Origin of the sequence: Streptomyces sp. NPDC098101 (assembly GCF_044760185.1) — a bacterium.
Classification (GTDB): Bacteria; Actinomycetota; Actinomycetes; order Streptomycetales; family Streptomycetaceae; genus Streptomyces.
In genome coordinates, this window is record NZ_JBIWAS010000001.1 from 48,388 (window position 1) to 69,018 (window position 20,631).

17 protein-coding genes are annotated in these 20,631 nt (G+C 75.4%); 9 read left to right on the plus strand and 8 right to left on the minus strand.

What is annotated here, in order from left to right; translation table 11 throughout:
* Positions 1-82: 82 nt before the first annotated feature.
* From ACIQVI_RS00215 to ACIQVI_RS00235, 5 genes are read right to left on the minus strand one after another with little or no spacing between them, the layout of a single operon-like run.
* A complete protein-coding gene (locus tag ACIQVI_RS00215; RefSeq protein WP_403589486.1) occupies positions 83-535 on the minus strand; it encodes a DUF6917 domain-containing protein in 453 nt (150 codons plus the stop codon).
* Positions 532-1,560 (minus strand): Gfo/Idh/MocA family protein, encoded by a 1,029-nt coding sequence (locus ACIQVI_RS00220; protein WP_403589487.1) that lies wholly within the window; start codon positions 1,558-1,560, stop codon positions 532-534. Before ACIQVI_RS00220 ends, ACIQVI_RS00215 begins: the two co-directional genes overlap by 4 nt.
* Positions 1,557-2,729, minus strand: coding sequence for an Ldh family oxidoreductase (locus tag ACIQVI_RS00225; RefSeq protein WP_403589489.1), 1,173 nt, complete (start codon positions 2,727-2,729; stop codon positions 1,557-1,559). The genes ACIQVI_RS00220 and ACIQVI_RS00225 overlap by 4 nt, the downstream gene beginning before the upstream one ends.
* A complete protein-coding gene (locus ACIQVI_RS00230; protein WP_403589491.1) occupies positions 2,726-4,975 on the minus strand; it encodes a M20/M25/M40 family metallo-hydrolase in 2,250 nt (749 codons plus the stop codon). Before ACIQVI_RS00230 ends, ACIQVI_RS00225 begins: the two co-directional genes overlap by 4 nt.
* The gene (locus ACIQVI_RS00235; protein WP_351969746.1) at positions 4,959-6,032 is read right to left on the minus strand and encodes a Gfo/Idh/MocA family oxidoreductase; all 1,074 of its coding nucleotides are present in this window, start codon (positions 6,030-6,032) and stop codon (positions 4,959-4,961) included. The genes ACIQVI_RS00230 and ACIQVI_RS00235 overlap by 17 nt, the downstream gene beginning before the upstream one ends.
* 350 nt (positions 6,033-6,382) lie before the next feature.
* Between ACIQVI_RS00235 and ACIQVI_RS00240 the strand changes: the two genes are divergently transcribed.
* Genes ACIQVI_RS00240 through ACIQVI_RS00265 form a run of 6 tightly spaced genes read left to right on the plus strand, consistent with a single transcriptional unit; the run spans position 6,383 to position 13,514 of the window.
* Positions 6,383-7,465, plus strand: a complete 1,083-nt coding sequence (locus tag ACIQVI_RS00240; protein ID WP_351969747.1) for a DegT/DnrJ/EryC1/StrS family aminotransferase — start codon at positions 6,383-6,385, stop codon at positions 7,463-7,465.
* Positions 7,462-8,685, plus strand: a complete 1,224-nt coding sequence (locus tag ACIQVI_RS00245; protein ID WP_403589494.1) for a DegT/DnrJ/EryC1/StrS family aminotransferase — start codon at positions 7,462-7,464, stop codon at positions 8,683-8,685. The genes ACIQVI_RS00240 and ACIQVI_RS00245 overlap by 4 nt, the downstream gene beginning before the upstream one ends.
* Positions 8,686-8,717: 32 nt before the next feature.
* Positions 8,718-10,070: a protoporphyrinogen/coproporphyrinogen oxidase gene (locus tag ACIQVI_RS00250; RefSeq protein ID WP_403589496.1), complete on the plus strand. Its 1,353-nt coding sequence runs from the start codon at positions 8,718-8,720 to the stop codon at positions 10,068-10,070.
* Positions 10,067-11,683 (plus strand): AMP-binding protein, encoded by a 1,617-nt coding sequence (locus ACIQVI_RS00255; RefSeq protein WP_403589498.1) that lies wholly within the window; start codon positions 10,067-10,069, stop codon positions 11,681-11,683. Before ACIQVI_RS00250 ends, ACIQVI_RS00255 begins: the two co-directional genes overlap by 4 nt.
* Positions 11,680-12,531, plus strand: a complete 852-nt coding sequence (locus tag ACIQVI_RS00260; protein WP_403589499.1) for a class I SAM-dependent methyltransferase — start codon at positions 11,680-11,682, stop codon at positions 12,529-12,531. Before ACIQVI_RS00255 ends, ACIQVI_RS00260 begins: the two co-directional genes overlap by 4 nt.
* Positions 12,528-13,514, plus strand: a complete 987-nt coding sequence (locus tag ACIQVI_RS00265; RefSeq protein ID WP_403589501.1) for a UbiA family prenyltransferase — start codon at positions 12,528-12,530, stop codon at positions 13,512-13,514. Before ACIQVI_RS00260 ends, ACIQVI_RS00265 begins: the two co-directional genes overlap by 4 nt.
* A gap of 13 nt (positions 13,515-13,527) precedes the next feature.
* On the opposite strand, the gene ACIQVI_RS00270 is transcribed toward ACIQVI_RS00265, so the two are convergent.
* Positions 13,528-14,355, minus strand: coding sequence for a PaaX family transcriptional regulator C-terminal domain-containing protein (locus tag ACIQVI_RS00270; protein WP_403589503.1), 828 nt, complete (start codon positions 14,353-14,355; stop codon positions 13,528-13,530).
* A gap of 81 nt (positions 14,356-14,436) precedes the next feature.
* The gene (locus ACIQVI_RS00275; RefSeq protein ID WP_403589505.1) at positions 14,437-16,062 is read right to left on the minus strand and encodes an AMP-binding protein; all 1,626 of its coding nucleotides are present in this window, start codon (positions 16,060-16,062) and stop codon (positions 14,437-14,439) included.
* Positions 16,063-16,641: 579 nt separating this feature from the next.
* On the opposite strand from ACIQVI_RS00275, the gene ACIQVI_RS00280 reads away from it, so the two are divergent.
* The 3 genes from ACIQVI_RS00280 to ACIQVI_RS00290 all read left to right on the plus strand — a co-directional run bounded on the left by ACIQVI_RS00280 (position 16,642) and on the right by ACIQVI_RS00290 (position 19,873).
* Complete coding sequence (locus ACIQVI_RS00280) at positions 16,642-17,805, plus strand: acyl-CoA dehydrogenase family protein (RefSeq protein WP_403589507.1); 1,164 nt, start codon at positions 16,642-16,644, stop codon at positions 17,803-17,805.
* Positions 17,802-18,215, plus strand: a complete 414-nt coding sequence (locus tag ACIQVI_RS00285) for a RidA family protein (RefSeq protein ID WP_351969756.1) — start codon at positions 17,802-17,804, stop codon at positions 18,213-18,215. Before ACIQVI_RS00280 ends, ACIQVI_RS00285 begins: the two co-directional genes overlap by 4 nt.
* A gap of 98 nt (positions 18,216-18,313) precedes the next feature.
* The gene (locus ACIQVI_RS00290; protein WP_403589509.1) at positions 18,314-19,873 is read left to right on the plus strand and encodes an MFS transporter; all 1,560 of its coding nucleotides are present in this window, start codon (positions 18,314-18,316) and stop codon (positions 19,871-19,873) included.
* On the opposite strand, the gene ACIQVI_RS00295 is transcribed toward ACIQVI_RS00290, so the two are convergent.
* Positions 19,870-20,346, minus strand: a complete 477-nt coding sequence (locus ACIQVI_RS00295; RefSeq protein ID WP_403589511.1) for a hypothetical protein — start codon at positions 20,344-20,346, stop codon at positions 19,870-19,872. The two genes, ACIQVI_RS00290 and ACIQVI_RS00295, sit on opposite strands and share 4 nt — an antisense overlap.
* Positions 20,347-20,631: the final 285 nt, after the last annotated feature.

Genomic DNA, 20,631 nt, shown 5'->3' on the forward strand with positions numbered 1-20,631 from the left:
ACCGGCACCCGACCCGACAGCGGCCGGCCGGCGTCCCCTCCCGGGGCGCCGGCCGGCCGCCGTGGTGTGCCGTGACGTCCCGTCAGCCGGCGGGCGCGAAGACCACCGGGGTCTCCGGCGCCAGGGCCAGGGACCGGCCGGTCAGCAGCCGGGGCGCGTGGATCACGATGTTGTAGTGGTTGGGCAGGTGGCAGCCGTCGAAACCGAGCACGGTGCCCACCGGCTCCCCGCCGATCAGGACCGTGTCCCCCCGGTCGACGACCCCGCCGACCTCCAGCTCCACGAAGCCGAGGAAGCCGACCCGGTCCACCCGGGCGCCCGGCACGTCGGTCCACCGGTCGGTCGTGAGCAGCTCGTGCACCTCGCCCCGGCGCACGCACCGGGCGGCGAACGGCTCCAACTCCATCCCCCGGTCCGTGCGTTCGTGCAGCAGCACCTTCACCAGGGTCCCGCGCACCGCGCGCTTGGCGCCGTTCTCGTGCCGACCCGAGTCCAGCGAGGGCGGGGCCGAGGGAAGGGCGGGGGAGGAGGTCACCGGGACTCCGATCGACGGGCGGCGTGCGACGCACGGGGGGTGCGCGGCCGGGGCGGACCGGCCGCGGCCTCCGCCGCGTAGACGGCGGCGACCAGTTCGAGCGCGGCCAGACCGCCCTCGACGGCCCGCGAGGGATCGGGCAGGTCGCGCAGCCGGGCCACGTCGCGCAGCACGCCCTCGTACTCGTGCCACAGCGACTCCTTGAAGCCGGGGTGGCCGTCCAGCATGTCCGCGCCCAGCTCGGTGCCGTCGCTGAGGCGTACGAGCACGTCCTTCACCTCCCCGGGATACGACCAGTCCAGCTCCACCCGCCCCCGGCCCCGCCCGTCCGGACCGGCCAGCTCGATCACCGCCTGCCGGTCGGTCCCGGCCGCGTCCCGGGTCACCTCGACGGCGACGACCTCCGGAGGCCGCTCGCCCAGCAACAGCCGTACGAGATCGAAGGCGTTGGGCCCGTTGTCCGCGACGCAGCCGCCGCCGCAGCGGGCCGGGTCCAGGTACCAGGTGTCCGCGCCGATGTGCTCCTCGATCCGCTCCAGGTACCGCACCCGTACGGACTCCACCCGCACCGGCGCGCCCGGCGGGGGCAGCCGCTCCAGGAGGTCCAGGACGCGGTCGTTGTAGCGGCGGTGGAACGCCGTGAACAACGGGACGCCGTGCTCCCGGGACAGTGCGGCGAGCCGCCGCCCGTCCGCCGGGTCCAGGGCAAGCGGCTTCTCCACGCACACCGGGACGCCGGCCCGCAGCGCGTCCGCGCACACCTCGGCGTGCGCGTGGTTGGGCACGGCCACGACCAGGGCGTCCAGCCGCCCGGAGGCGAGCAGCTCCCGGTGCCCGGTGTGGCAGGCGAACCGGTCGCGGTACGGGGCGAGGGCCTCTTCGCGCAGGTCGCAGACCGCGGCCACCTCCCACTCGGGCAGCCGTTCGGCCGCCGCCAGGTAGAAGCGGGAGATCACCCCGAGCCCGGCGACCCCCAGGCGCAGGGGCGGGCCGTCTCCGGTGCGCCTTCCGGCGGCCGACGTCATCGGCCCTCCCTCGGGGCGACCGGGGCGACCGGGGCGACCGGGACCGCCGGGGCGGCCGGCAGGCGCAGGCCGAGGGCGGTCAGCTCGGCGTGGAGCGGGGCGGGCAGCGGGACGCCCGACGCGCGCCGCTCCTCGGCGCGTTCGGCCTCCCCGTGGCCCGGGTAGCGGACCGGGTCCCGCCCCGGCAGCGGAGGACAGTCCAGTACCGTCCCGAACATCTCCCGGGCGTCCCCGGCGAAGCCGTCGCGCAGCGCGTCGGGGGCGATCGCCAGGACGAGGAAGCCGATGTCGTCGTCGCTGCCGCCCGGCCTGCCGTCCCCTTCGAGGGCGGCAGGGGCGGGCCCGGTGGCGGCCCCGGGCAGCACGGCGGCGAGCAGTTCGACGGCGAGGCCGAGGCCGAACCCCTTGAAGGCGCCGGTCGCCGGGGTGCCGCCCAGCCAGCCGAGCCAGGCCTCGCCCCGGTCGTAGGCGGCCGCGTCCCGCACCGGGCGCCCGGCGTCGTCGGTGAGCCACCCCTCGGGCGCCTCGCGGCCGTCCCGGGCGGCGGTGCGGACCCGGCCGGTGGGGACGACGGTGGTGCTCATGTCGAGGACGAACGGCCGCCCCGCGACCGCCGGGGCCGCCACGCTCAGCGGATTGGTCCCGAGCAGGGCCGCCGCGCCGAGCGGCGGACGGGCGATGCGCTGGCCGCCGCAGTTGGAGGCCACCACGCCGACCATGCCCCGGTCGGCGGCCCGCCGCGCGTGGACGCCCGCGCAGCCGAAGTGGGTCGCGCCCCGCACCGACACGAGCCCGATGCCGTGCCGGGCCGCCCGCTCCGCCGCGAGGTCCATCGCCTCCGACGCGGCCCACAACCCGAGCGCCCGCCGGTGGTCCAGGAGCACACAGGCCCCCAGGTCGCGCAGGACCTCCGGATCGGCGGCCGGATCGGCGCCGCCGGACTCCAGGAGCGGCCGGTAGAGCCGGCCCAGGTTGAACACGCCGTGCGAGTCCATGCCGGTCAGGTCGCCGTAGCAGAGCGCCTCGGCGGCGAGCCGGGCCCGGGCCTCGGGGACCCCGAGCCGGACGAAGCAGGCGGCGGTCTCGCCGAGCAGCGTCTCGTACGAGACCGTCACCTCCCTCCGCACGTCGCCGCGGGGTGCGGCGCCGTCGGGCAGCGTGGACGTCATGCGGTTCCTGCTTTCTCGGTGGGGCCGGTGAGGCCGGTGGGGCCGGTCTGTAGGGGTACCGGCACGGCGGGACGGGTCCCGTCGTGCCGTCGTACGTCGTCGGCGAAGGCGGTGAGCAGCGCGGCGGTGCGCTCCGCGAACGCCTCCAGGTCGGCCAGGTCCACGAACTCGCCCGCCGCGTGCGCCCGGTTGGCGTCGAGGGAGCCGGGGCCGAAGACCGTGGTGAAGGTGTCCGGCAGGCCCTCCGCCCAGATCGCGTCGCAGGTGAAGGCCGGTTCGTCGTCAGGCCACCGGTCGACGCCCGCCTCCGCGAGGAGCTCGTCGCCCCACTCCGGCTGGGGCCCGAGCGCGGGCAGGCCGCGCTTCTCCCACTCCAGGCGGGTGATCCGGGCGGCGTCTTTGGCGGTCCGCGTGAACGGCGGCGTGCCGGAGAACCGGGCGGTGAACTCCCGCAGGCCCTCGTCGAGGGCCCGGACGAGGGCGCGCTCGGCGGCGGCACCGGCTTCGGCCGTGGCGTACGCCAGGTTGAGCAGCAGACCGCCGGAGCCGTGCACCTTGTTGTGCAGCGTGCCGGTGTGCAGCCCGGCCACGCAGACGGTGAACGGCGGCCCGCCGGACGCCTCCCGGCCGAGGGCGGCCGCCAGGTGCTGGGCGAGGAAGCCGAGGAGGACGGTGGCGTTGTGCCCGGCCTCCGGCCGGTCGTCCACGGAGTCCTCGCCGTCGACCGCGATCCGGGCGGTCGCGGCGGCCGTCGCCCGGGGCAGGTGGCGCAGCCCCGTCGGCTCGCAGAACACGTTGAGCCGGCCCGTGTGCCCCGTCTCCACGAGCGGGCGGGTGCCGAAGGTGCCGAGCGCCCCGCCCTCCTCGCCCGCCACCGCCTGCACAAGGACCGCGACGTCCCGGCCGACCGCCGGACAGGCCCGGGCGGCGGCCGCGACGCCGGCGAGCAGCGCCACGGCGGGACCCTTGGCGTCCACCGCGCCCCGGCCGGTGAACCGGACCCCGTCGAACGCGGGCGGCTCGCCCCCGGCGACGGTGTCCAGGTGCACGTTGAACATCACCGTGCGCTCCCGGGGCAGTGCGGGCCCGAGCCGCAGCACCAGGCTCGGCTGCCCCGCCAGGAACGCCGGGTCGGCGGCGACCGCGCGCCGCACCGGCGCCGGGGTGTCGTCGCGCAGCACCGCCGAGGGGTCCGGGGCGCCGAGGCGCACGGTCCTGAACCCGAGCCGCTCCGCCGCCGTCGCGTACGAGCGCAGGGCGGCCGCCGTCAGGTGGGACGCGCCGGGACCGGTCTCCAGCGGACCCGCCGTGGGCGTGTGCAGCAGGTGCAGCAGCAGGCCCGTGTCGACGGCGGGGCGCGGCGGGGCCTCCGGGCCGACGGAGGGGGCGGCGGAGGGGACGGGGACGGGCAGGGCCGTCAGGCGGCGGGCCGCCCGCACGAAGGGGCCGGCCGCGTCCTCGCTCCGCACCCCCGCGTGCGGCACCACCGTCAGATGGGGTTCGAGCGCGTACGCCCCCCGGTAGCCGTACTCCTCCAACAGGCCCACGCAGTCGGCGACCCGGGCGGCGCCCTCCCCGGGCAGGGTGTAGACGGCCTCGCCGGGCCGGTCGCCGGGCAGCGCGTCCTTGACGTGGACGTGGGCGACGTACGGCAGCAGCTCCCGGAGGAGGGCGTGGGCGTCGTACCCGTACGGGACGCCGTTGCCGGTGTCGAACAGGACGCGGAGCGCCGGGCTGTCCACCTCGGCGAGGAGCCGGAGCGTCCGGGAGGCGTCGGAGCCCGCCCAGCCCGCGCAGTTCTCGTGGAGCAGCTCGACGCCGAGCGCCTCCGCCCGGCGGGCGAGCCGGCGCATCCGGCCGATCGCCTCCTTTGCCCACGCCTCCTCGGGCAGCCCTCCGTCGGTCCACGACATGACCCGCAGGCTGCGGCAGCCCAGGATCCTGCCGTACGCGGCGAGCCGCTCCAGCTCCTCCAGGTCGGCGGAGAAGGGGCCGGTGACCGGGCGGGCCCAGTTGCCGATCCGGGAGTCGAGGCAGACCACGCCGAGGCCCGCCGCGTGCAGCCGCCCGGCGGCCTCCCGTACGACCGGCTCGGGCAGGTCGGCGAGGGCCGTCCCGTCCAGGGAGCGCAACTCAAGCGCATTCCAGCCCAGTTCGCGGGCGACGGCGATCTGCCCGGCCAGACCGGGGGCGGCCTCGTCGCCGATGCCGGTGATCCGGCCGGTCAGGTCACGGGGCCGCGACACGGGGAGCCTCCTCGCGCCGGGCACCCGGGACCGTTTCCGCGCAGCGCCGCTTGGCCGCGTCGAGGAGCCGGACCACGTCGGCGTGCAGGGCGAAGTCCTCGGCCCAGGACGGGTCCTCGGCCGGGACGTCGGAGAACCGGGCGTAGGCGCGCCCCAGGAACGCGGTCAGGGCGTCGTCGCGGAACACCTCGCGCTCCCCGTCCACGACGAGCTGGACGTGGTCGTCGGCGTCGCTCGGGGCGAAGTGGGCGACGGCGGTGCCGCGTTCGAAGGCGAAGAGGGCCCTGCGCTCCCGTACGGGCGCGGTCAGGTCGGAGAAGAGGCGGCTGCGCACCCCGTTCGTGTGCCGCAGTTCGAGCAGCGCGGAGCCGAGCCCGGGGCGCACCGTCTCCCCGATCCGCAGGTCGGTCAGCCGGGCCCGGGTCGCCTCGGCCGGTCCGGCCAGGGAGAGGACCAGGCCGAGGGAGTGGGGGAGCTCGACGTCGAACGCGGTGGGGTGGCCGTCGTCGGTGCGCAGCGAGCGGGCGAAGCGCGGCTTGTGCTGGGTGACGTCGACGCGGAGCAGACGGCCCAGGCCGTTCGGGCCGCCCGGGTCCGCCGATCCGTCCGGGGCGATCAGCTCGCGCAGCCGTCCGGCGAGGGCGGAGGCGGGCCAGTGCGCCACCACCGCGAGCCGCAGCCCGTGGCGGGCGCGCAGCTCCGCCACGGCGGCCAGCTCCCCGGCGCCCGCGACGAGCGGCTTCTCCACGATCAGGTCGCGGTAGCCCGCCTCGCACAGCTCGGTGAGGACGGCGAGCCGGGCGGCGGGCGGGGTGCAGACGTGGACGACGGCGCGCTCGGGGGGCAGCAGCGCCCGCGCCTCCGCCAGGGACGGCGTCACGGTGACCCCGTCGGGCACCGGGGCCCGCTCCCCGGGCCGGGGGTCGACGGCGACCACCGGTCCCCGCCACGCGTCCGGCGACCGGTCGAGCGCGGTCCGCAGGGCCCGCAGGTGCAACCCGGCACCGGAACGGCCCAGTCCGACGATCAGGGGCTGCCGGATCGGGGGCTGTTTCATACGGTTGTTCCATCCAGTGGTTCGGATCCCGTGGTTCGGACGGGGGCGGCGAAGAATCTCGCCGGAACGCGCGACACCGGTCAAGGAAATCAGAGGTGTTGTCACCGAAAAGTATGAAGTTCCTTTGGGATTCAGAGACTTCATTCTTCCGGCTGTTAGATTCACCGGGCAGACTTCCCGAAGGCGGGGTCCGGCCCGCCGTCACATTTTCTCGGGCCGCCGTCCTGACCTCAGTTGACACCGGCGTGCCGTCGGCCGAGAAGAATTGTTTCCGCGTGACGTCATCCAGCATTCCCTTTTTCTCCCAGGCGAAGACATTCGAAAAGATCTGGCCCGACCTCCGGGCCGGGGTGGACGAGATTTTCGCCGACGGCAAGTTCTCGCATTCCCGGCAGGTCGGCCGCCTCGAAGAGGCCCTCGCGGAGTACACCGGGGCCCGGCACGTGATCGGGGTCAACAGCGGCACCGACGCCCTGGTCCTGCTCCTGAAGGCGTGCGGGCTGCGCCCCGGGGACCGGGTCCTGGTCCCCGCGTACTCCTTCGTCGCCACCGCCACCTCCGTCGTCCTGGCCGGCGGGGTGCCCGTCTTCACCGACGTCGACCCCGACACGTACGCCATGGACCCCGGCCGGATCGGGGACGCGGCGGCGGACGGCGCCCGGTTCGTGATGCCGGTCCACCTCTTCTGCCGCATGGCCGACATGACGGCGCTCACCGCCTTCGCCGCCGACCGCGGACTGGAGCTCGTGGAGGACAGCGCCGAGGGCATCGGCATGAGGCAGCACGGCGTCCACGCCGGACTGCACGGACGCGGCGGAGTCCTCTCCTTCTTCCCGAGCAAGACCCTGGGCGCGCTCGGCGACGCCGGGGCCGTCCTCACCGACGACCCGGACCTTGCCGACCGCGTGGCCGCGCTGCGCCACCACGGCCGGACGGGCCGCACCCTCGCCCACTTCCCCGGCATCTCCCACGAGACCCTGTACGTCGGGCACAACAGCAAGATGGACGACCTCCAGGCCGCCGTCCTGCTCGCCAAGCTCGCCGTCCTCGACGAGGACGTCCGCCACCGCGCGGTCCTCGCCCGGCGCTACGACGAGGGGCTGCGGGGGACGCCCGGCATCACCCGGCTGCCCGCCGTCACCGGCGCCCCCGACGAGGTCTTCTACGTCTACCTGATCGAGACCGAGCGGCGCGACGCGCTCGCCGCCCACCTCCAGGAGCGGGGCATCGGCACCGAGACGTACTACCCCCGGCCGCTGCACCTCCAGCCCTGCTTCGCCGGACTCGGCCACCGGCCCGGCGACTTCCCCGTTGCCGAGGCCGCCGCCGGCCGCGCCCTCGCCCTGCCGCTCTACGCCGACCTCACCGAGGCGGAGGTCGACCGCGTCTGCGCGACCGTCCGCGCCTTCCACACCGGGAGCGTCCCCGCATGACCACGACCAGCACGCACGGGGGACCGGCCGTCGGAGACGGCCCCGCGACCGGCGACCGCGTCCCCTTCTTTCCGCCCGACCTCTTCCACGAGGACCGCGACACGCTCCTGCGGCTGCTCCACGAGATCGGCACCGGCGCGGACCAGAAGTTCATCCTGGGCGACCGGACCCGCCGGTTCGAGGACGCCCTGCGCGACCGGCTCGGTGCCGCCGACGTGGTCGCCTGCTCCAGCGGCACCTCCGCCCTCCACCTGATCCTCACCGCCCTCGGCGTCGGACCCGGCGACGAGGTCGTGGTCCCCGCCCTCGGCTGCGCCCCGCTCGCCGCCGCCGTCCTGCACACCGGCGCCGTCCCCGTCTTCGGCGACGTCGACCCCCGCACGCTCACCCTCGACCCCGAGGACGCGCGGGCCCGCATCACCCCCCGCACCAAGGCGCTGATGCCCGCCCACATGTTCTCCGTCATGGCGGACATGCCCCGCTTCACCGCGCTGGCCGCCGCCGAGGGACTGCGCCTGGTCGAGGACTCCGCCGTCGCCCAGGGCGCCGTCCTCGACGGCACGCCCGCCGGGCTGTGGGGGGACGCCGGGCTCTACTCCTTCGTCCAGGTCAAGTCGTTCGGAATGCCCGGCGAGGGCGGCGCCGTCGTCACCCGGGACGAGGAGACCGGCCACCGGGTCCGTATGCTCCGCAACCACGGCCAGGACGGCGTCCACCGAGGCCTGCACCACGTGATCGGCGTCAACAGCCGCTTCGACGAGATCCAGGCCGCCTTCCAGCTGCACCGGCTTCCCGGCCTCGACGCCCGGCTGGAACGCCGGGCCCGCATCGCCGCCCACTACACCGAGCACCTCACCGGCCTGCCCGGCGTCACCACCCCGCCGCCCGGCACCGACGGCCGCTGTTACTACGTCTACACGCTGCTCGCCGACGACCGGGACGCCCTGCGCGACCACCTGTCCGCCGAGGGCGTCGACACCCACGTCTACTACCCGAAGACCCTGCCCGACCAGGCCGCCTTCGCCCCCGCCGCGGCATCCGTCGAGACCGGAGCATCCGTCGCGGCCGGAGCCCCCGCCGCAGCCGGTCCCGGCTGGCCGCACGCCCGGGACGCCGCCCGCCGGCAGCTGTCGCTCCCCGTCCACCACCGGCTCACCGACGCCCAGGTCGAGCGCGTCACCGAAGCCGTCCGCGCCCACGCCCTCCGCACCCGCCGGTGACGGCACCGCCCAGCCCCACGGAGTACCCCCGCATGACCCCTGACCTCGACGTCGCCGTCGTCGGCGCCGGACTCGCCGGCCTCGCCGCCGCCCACGAACTGCGCCGCCACGGCCACGAGGTGTGCGTCCTCGAAGCCGCCGACGCCCCCGGCGGCCGGATGCGCAGCCTCCGCCGCGACGGCTACCTGATGGACACCGGAGCCGAACAGATCTCCGCCCAGGGCTACCGCGCCACCTGGCAGCTCATCCGGCGCGCCGGACTCACCCCCGACGACGTCCCCCGCATCGGCCGCCCCATGGCCGTCTGGCGCGACGGCCGGCCGCACAACGGCGTCGGCGAACCCCGCGCCGTGCTCACCGGCGCCGGACTCGTCCCCGCCGCCCGCCCCTCCCTGGCCCGCTTCCTCGCCTGGAGCGGCCGGAACCGCGCCGCCCTCGACCACGACCACCCCGAGGACACCCCGCTCGGCGCCGACACCGTCACCGCCGCCGCCCGCCGCTACCACCCCGGCCTCCACGACCACCTGCTCCGGCCGCTGTCCGAGGCCTTCTTCGGCTGGGACGCCGAACGCAGCGCCGCCGCCCCCCTGGTCGGCCTGCTGCTCGCGGTCGGACCGGTCTCCGCCTGGCGCACCTACCGGGGCGGCATGGACCTGCTCGCCACCCGCCTCGCCGCCGGACTCGACACCCGCTACGGCCACCGCGTCGAGCAGGTCACCGACCACGGCGACCACGCCCGGCTCACCGTCGACGGCACCGCCCTCACCGCCCGCGCGGTCGTCCTCGCCGTGCCCGCCCCGGTCGCCCTGCGGCTCACCGACGGCGCCGACCCCGACGCCACCGGCTACCCGGCCGCCTCCACGTACCGGCCCATGTACAAGGTCAGCTGCGCCCTCGACCGGCCGCTCGCCCCGCGCGGCGGCGCCTACGCGCTGCTCACCCCCGCGTCCGGGGAGCCGCTCCTCTCCTGCGTCATCGCCGACCACCTCAAGTGCCCCGACCGCGCCCCCGCCGGACGCGGCCTGATCAGCCTGCTCGCCTCCCCGCACCGCATCCCCGAACTCGCCGGAGCGGGCGAGGAGGAGGCCGCCCGCCGGCTCACCGCCGCCGCCGAGCGGTACGTACCGGGACTCGGCGCGGCCCTCACCGCCACCCACGTCCACCACTGGCCGCAGGCCATGCCCGAGCTCACCCCCCGGGCCCTCGCCCTGCGCGGCGCGTTCCTGCGCCGCCCGGCCCGCGCCGTCGAGTACGCCGGGGACTGGGTCGCCGCCCGCCCCTCCAGCGAGGGCGCCGCCCGCTCGGGCGCGCTCGCCGCCGCCCGCGCCCTCGCCCACCTCGCCCCGCGCCGGGGCCGCACCCTCCGGCAGGAGACCGCCGCATGACCCCCCACGACCTGGGCGTCCTCTTCGACGAGCTCGCCGCCGCCGGGACCCCCACCCGCTTCCACCTCGACCGCCCCTTCGACCTCACCCCGGGGCCGGGCGGGGCCGACGCCACCGAGTGGACCGTCCCCGAACTCGCCCTGCTCGTACGGGAGACGGCGGGCGCGCTCGCCGCCGCCGGGGCCGGACCCGGCGAACGCGTCGCGATCGTCAAGGCCAACCACTGGGACTACGACCTGATCGCCTGCGCCGCCGTCCGCACCGGCGCCGTCCCCGTGAAGCTCTCCGACCACCTTCCGCCCGCCGCCCTGCGCGCCCTCCTGGACCGCTGCGCGCCCCGCGTCCTGGTCACCGACCTCGACGTCCTCGGCCGCGACCCGTCGGCGGACCTGGCCGGGACGGCCCGCACCACCGTCGTCCTCGGCCCCGGCGGCGGCGAACTCCCGCCCAACGCCGTGCACATCGACGACCTGGCCGGACACCCCGACCCGGGCCCGCACCCCCGCGACGACGACGCGCCCCTGGTCGTCGTCCACACCAGCGGCACCACCGGCGTGCCCAAACTGGTCGCGCACACCACCCGCACCCTGATCCACCACCTCGCCCGGTTCGAGACCCTGCCGGTCCCGCGCATCGGACTGCGCCGCGACGACACCCTCTACAACGCCAGCTCCTACGCCCACGGCCGCACCATCTGCTGGACCGCCGTCGCCCCCGTCCGCGCGCCCCGCCACATCACCCTCGACTCCACCGGCCGCCCCGAGACGGCCGACCTGCTGCTGCGCGCCCACCCGCCCACCGTCGTCGAGGCCCTCCCGGCCCGCTACGTACGGCTTCGCCCGCTGACCCGCCGCCTGGACAACCCCTTCCGCGACGTACGGACGTACATCAGCACCTACGACGCCGTGCACCCGCCGGTCGTCCGCTCCTACCTCGGGGCCAGCGCACGGCGCCGGCCGCTGTGGATGCAGGGCTGGGGCCAGAGCGAGACCGGCCCGCTGACCTTCGCCTTCCACACCCGCCGCTCCGTGGCGCGGGCCGCCGACGGCACCCCGACCACCGTGCGCGACCTCGGCCGCCCCGTCCCCCTGAAGACCCGGCTGAAGGCCGTCGACCCCGACACCTTCCGCCCGGTGCCCCCGGGCACCCCCGGCCTGCTCCTGTGCCGCACCCGGGCGCTCGCCCCCGACTACCCGGGCGAGCGGGAGCGCTGGGAGGCCAAGGTCCACGACGGCTGGTGGAACACCGGGGACGTCGGGACGATCGCCCGCGACGGCAGCGTCCGGCTGCTCGACCGGGAGGTCGACCACCTCCCCGGGTTCAGCTGCCTGCGGACCGAGGACGTCCTGGAGGACCGGCTGCCCGAGGCCCTGGAGTGCGTCGTCCTGGCCCGGCCCGACGCGGCCCCGCTGCCCGTCGTCGTCACGGAGGACGGCGTCCTCGAACCCGCCCGCTGGAAGACGGCCGTCGCGGACCTGCCACTGCTCGCCGACCCCGTCGTGCTCGGCTGGGACGAGGTCCCGCGCACCGGTACGGGGAAGGTCCGGCGCGTGCCCCTCCTCGAACGGCTGACGGGCAGCACGGAGACCTGCGGCACGGGCCGCTGGACGTGAACCGGGCCCCCGCCGCCCCGCGCGGCTACGTCTTCGACAACGACAGCCCGCACAGCGCCCGCCACCACGCCAGCCTCGAAGAGGCCCTCGACCCGCTGACGCTCGGCCACCTCCGCGAGGCGGGCGCGGCCCCCGGGATGCGCTGCCTGGAGATCGGGGCCGGCGCGGGCAGCGTCGCCCGGGGCCTGCTCCGGCTCGTCTCGCCCGGCGGCACCGTCACCGCCACCGACGTCAAACCCGGCCGCATCACGCCGGAACCGGGCCTGACCGTCCTCGCCCACGACGTCGTCACCGACCCGCTCCCCGGCGGCGGTTACGACGTCGTGGTGGCCCGACTGGTCCTCCAGCACCTGCCCGAACGGCAGGCGGTCCTGCGCCGCCTCGCCGACGCGCTCGCGCCCGGCGGGCTCCTCCAGGTCGACGAGTTCGACGCCGGACACGAACCGTGCCTGCTCGCGCCCTCCGAGGACGACACCCGGCTCTACGCCCGCTTCACCGACGCCAAGGCCGCCCTGATGCGCGCCTCCGGCGGCGACCCCACCTGGGGCCGCCGGGCGGCGGCCGCGCTCCGCGACGCGGGCCTGACCGACCTCCGGATCCGGCCGCACGTGCTGCTGCGCGCCCCCGGCACACCGGCGCTCGGCCTCCAGCTCCACCACCTCGCCCAGCTCGCACCCCGCCTGCTGGACACCGGCTTCACACGCGCCGAACTCGACCGGCTGGACGCGCTGATGCGCGACCCGGGGTTCGCCGCCGCGACCGGCGTCCTTTACTCCGTACAGGGCCGCCGACCCGCCGCACCACCGAGCACGCCCCCCACCACCCAGGACAGCACCGAGGCGACATGACCGACTCCACGCTCACCACGACCCCCGCGCCCGCCGGACCGCCCGCGCCCCCCGCCCGTACGGACGGCAGGCTCACGACCTACGCGCGGCTCGGCAAGCTCGACGTGTACGACTACTACCTGGGCACCTTCATCGCCCTGTCCGCCGCCGTGTCGTTCGCCGGCGCGCTCACCGGGCGCACCGCCGCGCTCTTCGGCGTCTTCCTCGTCGGGCAGGTCCTCCTGCTGATGGCGATGACCGCCTTCGACGACGTCACGGGCTTCCGCGACGGCAGCGACATCACCAACTACGGCCCCGACCACCCCCTGCGCAACGTGCGGCGCAAGCCGCTGGTCGCCGGGACGCTGACCGTGCCCGAGGCCCTGCGGTTCGCCTGGACCTGCGCCGTCCTCGCCGCCGTCCTGTTCGCGGTCACCGCGTTCCTCGCGCCGCACCGCCCGGCCTGGGCCCCGATCGGGCTCGTCGTCCTGTGGGTGGTGACCCTCCAGTACTCCTACGGCGTCAAGCTCAGCTACCACGGCTTCCAGGAGGTCTACCTGGTCGCCCTGGGCTTCGCGCTCGTCATCCTGCCGTACGGCATGGTCACCGGGCAGGCCACCGGCTTCCTCCTGGTGCAGGCCGTCCTCTTCGGCTTTGGCCCGCTGATGTTCGGGGTCTACTCGAACACCAACGACGTCGACGGCGACCGCGCCGTGGGCCGTCCGACCGTCGCCGCCCTGGTCTCGGAGCGGGGCAACGCGCGGTTCATCGGCGCGCTGTCCCTGGCCGAGTTCCTGACGGTCGCGGGCGCGAGCGCGACGGGCCTCGCCCCCTGGTGGTTCGTCCTGCTGATGCTGCCCGCCTCGCTGCTGAGGCTCCGTCAGTACCTGCTCGGCTTCCGGAGCGGCGACATCATGCGGGCCCGGCGCACCGGCTTCGCCGTGCACCGGCTCGGCGTCGCCCTGATGGTCGTGTCCCACCCGCTGGCGGCGGCCCTCGGCTGACGCGCCCGGTGGCCTATGTGCCGTATCCGGCCAGGAAGGGCCGCACGAACTCCGCCCCCCGGTCCCGCAGCAGCTCGTGCAGGGAGGCGAAGACCTCCGCCGACCGGCGGCCCGGCCAGTCGTCGGGGAGGAGTTCGGCCGGGAGGACGGGGTCCGCGTACGGCAGGCGGCGCCAGGAGTCGAGGGCGAGCAGGTAGTCCCGGTAGGCGTCCCCGGGGTCGCCCGGGGTCTCCCGCCACGCCCGCAGGACCGGCTCGTGGGCCGCCAGGAACTCCTCGTGGAGGGCGGCGATCGCGGGCAGGTCCCACCAGCGGGCCACCGCCTCCGCCGTCGCCGCGTACCCCAGGTGGTCGCCCCGGAAGAGGTCCACGTACGGGGAGAGCCCGAGCCGCTCCAGGGTGTTGCGCGTCTCCTCGTACAGGCGGGCGGGCGCGATCCAGACGCCCGGCGCCGCCGTCCCGAAGCCGAGGCGGGCGAGCCGGGAGCGCAGCAGGTGCCGCTTGTGCCGCTCGGCCTCGGGCACCGAGAAGACGGCCAGGACCCAGCCCTCGGACAGCTTCGGCTCGCTCCGGGCGTAGATCCGGCGGTCGCCGTCGTCCAGGAGCCGCCGGGCGTCGTCCGAGAGGGCGTACCCGGCGGCGCCGTCCGCCGTCCGGCGCGGCAGCAGCAGCCCGCGCCGCTTGAGCCGCGACACGGAGGACCGCACCGAGGGCGCGTCCACGCCCAGGACGGCGAGCAGCTGGACGAGCGCGGCCACCGGCGTCGGCGAGTCGTCGGACGTGCGCCCGTACGCGCCGTAGAGGGAGACGATCAGGGATCGGGGGGTGTGCTGCTCGGCCACGTGATCACTTTAGGCGGTGGGTGCGGGGGATGTGCACACGTCAGACGGGGTCACGCCGGTCGCGGGCGGCGCCGGGCCGGGTCACACCGGCTCCCGCAGCCGGAAGCGCTGGAGCTTGCCGGTCGCCGTGCGCGGCAGCGCGTCCAGGAAGACGATCTCGCGGGGCGACTTGTACGGGGCGAGGCGGGCCCGTACGAAGGCGCGCAGCGCGGCGGCCGTGCTGGAGTCGCGCGGCACCCCGTCCCGCACCACCGCGTAGGCCACGACGACCTGGCCGCGCAGCTCGTCCGGGCGGCCCACCACCGCCGTCTCCACCACGTCGGGGTGGTCGAGGAGGACCTCCTCGACCTGGGGCCCCGCGATGTTGTACCCGGCCGAGATGATCATGTCGTCGGCCCGGGAGACGTACCGGAACCAGCCGTCGGGTTCGCGGACGTACGTGTCGCCCGTGACGTTCCAGCCGTCCCGCACGTACTCGGCCTGGCGCGGATCGTCCAGGTAGCGGCAGCCGACCGGGCCGCACACCGCGAGCAGCCCCTCCTCGCCGTCCGGGACCTCCCGGCCCTCCCGGTCGACGACCTTGGCGTGCCAGCCGGGGACCGGGCGGCCGGTGGTGCCGGGGCGGATGTCGCCGTCGGCGGCCGACAGGAAGATGTGCAGCAGCTCGGTCGCGCCGATGCCGTTGATCAGGCGCAGGCCCGTGCGGGCGTACCAGGACCGCCAGGTCGCCTCCGGCAGGTTCTCCCCGGCCGAGACGCAGCGGCGCAGCGAGCCGGTCTCCGGGGCGGTGCCCTGGGCCAGCTCGTCGAGCATGACCCGGTAGGCGGTCGGGGCGGTGAAGAGCACCGAGATCCGGTGCCGCTCGATCGCGGCGAGGAGCTGCTTCGGACCGGCCTGTTCGAGGAGGACCGCGCTCGCCCCGGCCCGCAGGGGGAAGACGACGAGCCCGCCGAGGCCGAAGGTGAAGGCGAGCGGCGGCGAACCGGCGAAGACGTCGTCGGGCAGCGGGCGCAGGACGTGCGCGGAGAAGGTGTCGGCGACGGCCAGGACGTCCCGGTGGAAGTGGACGCAGCCCTTGGGCCGTCCGGTGGTGCCGGAGGTGAAGGCGACGAGGGCCACGTCGTCGGCGGCGGTCGGCACCGCCTCGTACGGGCCGGGGCGGCGGGCGGCGAGGACGAGCAGGTCGTCCGGTCCGGCTCCGCCGAACGGGGTGATCCGGAGCCCGGGGATCCGGGCCGCGAGCAGCTCGTCGAGGGAGCGGGCGTCGCAGAGCGCGTGGGTGCAGCGGGCCGCTTCCGCCATGACGGCCAGTTCGGGGGCGCGCTGCTGGGCCAGAACGGTGACGGCGACCCCGCCGGCCTTCATCACGGCGAGCCAGCAGGCGGCCAGCCAGGGGGTGGTAGGCCCGCGCAGGAGCACCCGGTTGCCGGGCACGAGCCGCAGGTCGGAGGTGAGGACGTGGGCGATCCGGTCGACCCGGTCGCGCAGCTCCCCGTAGCTCCAGACCCCGCCCTCGCCGTCGTGGAAGGCGGGCCGGTCGGCACCGAACCGCTCCACCGTGCGGTCGAGGAGTTCCGCCCCGCAGTTGAGCCGGTCGGGGTACGCGAGCTCCGGAAGCCCGTCGAGCAGGATCCGCGGCCACAGCTCCGGCGGCGGCAGCCGGTCACGGGCGAAGGTGTCGAGGTGCGCCGAGGGTGTCAGCTCCATGAGTCCGTCCCCCTGTCGTGGTGGGGTCGCCCGTCGCCCGACGAGCGTATCGTGTCGGTGACGACAGTCAACGGTTCGCGACAGGGGCGACCGGGGGCGCCGGAACGGGGGTGTCGGGAGGTGCGGTGGAGAAGGCACCGGGGGACGCCGGTACAGGGCCGCCGCCGGGTGCCGCCCCGGAAGGAACGGTGCCCGATGCCCGCGCCGCAGGCGCCTTGAGGGGCACTGGACCCTCCGGTACGAGGGCGCCGGCGGGTGCCGGACCACGAGCCCCGGAGGGCGGCGCCCCCGCAAGGGGGCCGGGAAGCGCCGGGACGAGGGCACCCTGGCCCGCCGGGACGGAGGCACCGGACGGTGAAGCCGCGACGAGGCCGCCGGGCGGCGCCGCCGCGACGGGGCCGCCGGAAAGCGCCGCCGCCACGAGGCCGCCGTACGGCAGCGCCACGAGGCCGCCGCACGGCAGCGCTACGAACAGGCCGCACGGCAACGCTACGACCGGGGCGCCGGACGGCGTCGCCGGGACGGAGGCGCCGCAGAGCGCCGTGACGAGGGCGCCCGAGGGCGCCGGAGAGGGCCCACATGCCCGCATTCTCGCTCGATCCGGAGCAGACCACCTGGTGTGCGGAGCTCCGCACCCTCGCCGCCGAACGCCTGAAGCCCCTCGCGGAGCGGGGCGAACCCGGCCGGGTCAACCGCCCCCTCGTCGCCGCCCTGGGCGACCTCGGACTCCTCTCCCGGCTCTTCGAGGCCGGCGCCCTCGACCTCTGCCTCCTGCGCGAGTCCCTCGCCCGGGTCTGCACCGAGGCCGAGACCGCCCTCGCCCTCCAGGGCCTCGGCACCCACCCCGTCGCCGCCCACGGCACCTCCGCCCAGCGCGCCCGCTGGCTCCCCGAGGCCACCGCCGGACGGGCCGTCGCCGCCTTCGCGCTCTCCGAACCGGACGCCGGCTCCGACGCCGCCGCGCTCGCCCTCGACGCCGTCCCCGACGGGCGCGGCGGCTGGCACCTGCACGGCGAGAAGCGCTGGATCTCCAACGCCCCCGAGGCCGACTTCGCCACCGTCTTCGCCCGCACCACCCCCGGCGCGGGCGCCCGGGGCGTCACCGCCTTCCTCGTCCCCGCCGACCGCCCCGGCCTCGGCGGCGAACCGCTCGACATGCTCGCCCCGCACGCGCTCGGCACCCTCACCTTCGACGGCGTCCCCGTCGGCCCCGACGACCTCCTCGGCGCCCCGGACCGGGGCTTCCGGGTCGCCATGGACACCCTGAACCTCTTCCGCCCCAGCGTCGGCGCCTTCGCCGTCGGCATGGCCCAGGCCGCCCTCGACGCGGCCCTCGCCCACACCGCCGCCCGCCCCGCCTTCGGCGGCGTCCTCGCCGACCTGCAGGCCGTCTCCCACCGGATCGCCGAGATGGCCACCCGTACCGAGGCCGCCCGCCTCCTCGTGCACGCGGCGGCGAGCGCGTACGACCGGGGCGACCCGGACGTGCCCCGGTACTCCGCCATGGCCAAGCTCCTCGCCACCGAGACCGCCCAGTACGTCGTCGACTCCGCCGTCCAGCTGCACGGCGCCGCCGCCCTCCAGCGCGGCCACCTGCTCGAACACCTCTACCGCGAGGTCCGCGCGCCCCGGATCTACGAGGGGGCCACCGAGGTCCAGCGCACGATCATCGCCAAGGAGCTGTACGCCCGTCACCATGAGGAGCAGGGACACGCTTCCCCCCGGAAGGAGCCGGCCCCATGAGCCTGCACCGCCACAACCCCGCCGACCTCGCCCCGCCCACCGGCTTCACCCACGCCGTCACCGCCACCGGCACCCGCTTCGTCTTCCTCGCCGGACAGACCGCGCTCGACTCCGACGGCACGGTCGTGGGGGAGACCCTCCCCGAGCAGTTCACCACCGCCCTCGCCAACCTCCTCACCGCCCTGCGCCACGCCGGCGGCACCCCCGCCGACCTCGCCCGGGTCACCGTCTACGCCACCGACGTCGAGGACTACCGCGCCCACGCCCACGAACTGGGCGGCATCTGGCGGAGGCTGGCGGGCCGTGACTACCCGGCGATGGCCGTGATCGGAGTCGTACGCCTCTGGGACGAGCAGGCCCTGGTGGAGCTGGACGGCTTCGCCGTCCTGGACGAGCCCGCGCACGCTTGATCAACTGGTCGCCCTCCCGGGCCGGGCTTAGTGTCGAAAAGGTGGGCCGACCGGCCCACGGCTCCCTCACGTGAGGGCGTTACGCGCCATGACCGCTCATGCCTAGCACCCCGAAGCCGACGGCTCCCGCGGCGACCGCACCGCGCGGAAGCGGAGGAGACGGCAAGGGCATCGCCCTGTTCGTGATCGCCTCCTGTCAGCTGATGGTCGTCCTCGACATCACGATCGTGAACATCGCGCTCCCGCACATCCAGAGCGCCCTGGACTTCTCGACCACCAGCCTGGCCTGGGTCGTCAACGCCTACACGCTCACCTTCGGCGGCCTCCTGCTCCTCGGCGGACGCTGCGGCGACATCCTGGGCCGCCGCCGGGTCTTCATGTTCGGCGTGCTGCTCTTCGGACTGGCCTCGCTGCTCTGCGGGCTGGCCCAGAGCGAGTGGCAACTCCTGGCCGCCCGCGCCCTCCAGGGCGTCGGCGGCGCCATCGCCTCGCCGACCGCGCTCTCCCTCATCACCACGACCTTCGACGAGGGCCCCGAACGCAACCGCGCCTTCGGCGTGTTCGCCGCCGTCTCGGCCGGCGGCAGCGCGATCGGCCTGGTGGCGGGCGGGATGCTCGTCCAGTGGCTCGACTGGCGCTGGATCTTCTTCGTCAACGTGCCCATCGCCCTGCTGATCACCTTCCTGACGCCCCGGCACGTCAAGGAGTCGGAGCGGCGCCCCGGCCACTTCGACCTCACCGGCGCGCTCACCTCGACGATCGGCATGGTGGCCCTGGTGTACGGGTTCATCCGCGCGGCGGACAAGGGCTGGCGCGATCCGTACACGATCGGTTCGTTCGTCGCGGCGGTCGTCTTCCTGGCCGCGTTCATCCTGGTCGAGCGCCGTTCCCAGCAGCCGATCACCCCGCTGCGCATGTTCGCCGACCGCAACCGCTCGGGCACCTACGCCATGATGCTCTGTCTGGCGGCGGCGATCTTCGGCATGTTCTTCTTCCTGACCCTCTTCGTGCAGCAGGTCCTCGGCTTCAGTCCGCTGCGGGCGGGGCTCGCGTTCCTGCCGGTCAGCGCGATCATCGCGGTCGGCGCCGGACTCACGTCCAACCTGCTGCCCCGGTACGGCCCGAAGCCCTTCATGGTGACGGGCTCGGTCCTGGCGGCGGCGGGCCTGTCCTGGCTGACCCTGACGGACGTGCACTCCACCTACCTGGGGAGCATCCTCGGCCCGATCCTGGTCTTCGGCATGGGCATGGGCCTGATCTTCGTCTCGCTGACCATCATGGCCCTCTCCAACGTCGAACCGCGCGACTCGGGCGCCGCGTCCGGCCTGCTCAACGCCATGCAGCAGGTCGGCGGTTCGCTCGGTCTGTCGATCCTGGTCACGGTCTTCGGCACGGCCAGCCGCAACGAGGCGGAGAAGCAGGTCCCGGCCTTCCTCGCCCAGGCGGGCCCCCTGGAGAAGGCCCGCTTCGCCGAGACCGGTCAGCTCCCGCCCCCCTGGGGCGACCAGGTCCTCACCTCGGGCGTCTCGGCGGGCTTCGTCACGGCGGCCGTCTTCGCCGTGGTCGGCGCCCTGGTCGCCCTCTTCGTCATCAAGGTCCGCCCCTCGGACATCGAACGGCTCAAGGGCGGGGCGGGGATGATGCCGGGCGGTTCCTAGAGGCAGCGGGGATTGGCGGGGTCGACGAGGTCGAAGTGCCGCTTGACGCCGCACACGTACTCCTTGGCCATCGCCACGAGGATGAAGTCGTCGGGGAAGTTCTCCTCGGCGTACCCCTCGATCTGCACGAGCTTGTCCTTGATCCCGATGAACGCGTTCCCCGCCAGGGCCTGGGTGCCGGAGTTCAGCGAGCCCGCGATGGTCTTCGGCCTCTGCGGCCTGACCCCGCCGGTGCCCTTGCCGGGGCTCTTGCCGGGCACGGCCGAGCCGCCGGTGCTCTTGCTGGGCACGGCCGAGCTGCCGGTGTTCTTGCCGGGCGCGGCCGAGGTGCCGGGGTTCTTGCCCGGGCCGTCGACGTCCCCGGGGGCGGAGACGGGCGCGGCCGGAAGGGCGAAGGGCTGGGCGGCGTGCGCGGGGGCCACGAGTACGGCGCTCGCGAGGACCAGTACGGATGCGGTGATGATCTTCTTCATGTACGGCTAACGCCCGCACGGCCCAACGGACACGGGCCGGGCGCAAGTCTCCACGTCCGCGCGGACGACCGGCTCCGGTCCGCCCGGTGCCGGGAAAGGCATGTTCAGCCGGTGTGCGGCGGCTTGTGCGGCGGGCCCGGTCGCGGCGCGGCGGCGGAGGGGCAACCGCTTTCCGGGAGTGCGGAGTCGGGCTACGCGGGCCAAAAGGCTTGTACCGGCATGGATAGTTGCCAACGTACTGTTATCAACCTGATATGCGCGCAAGTTCGCGCATGGCCGGACCCC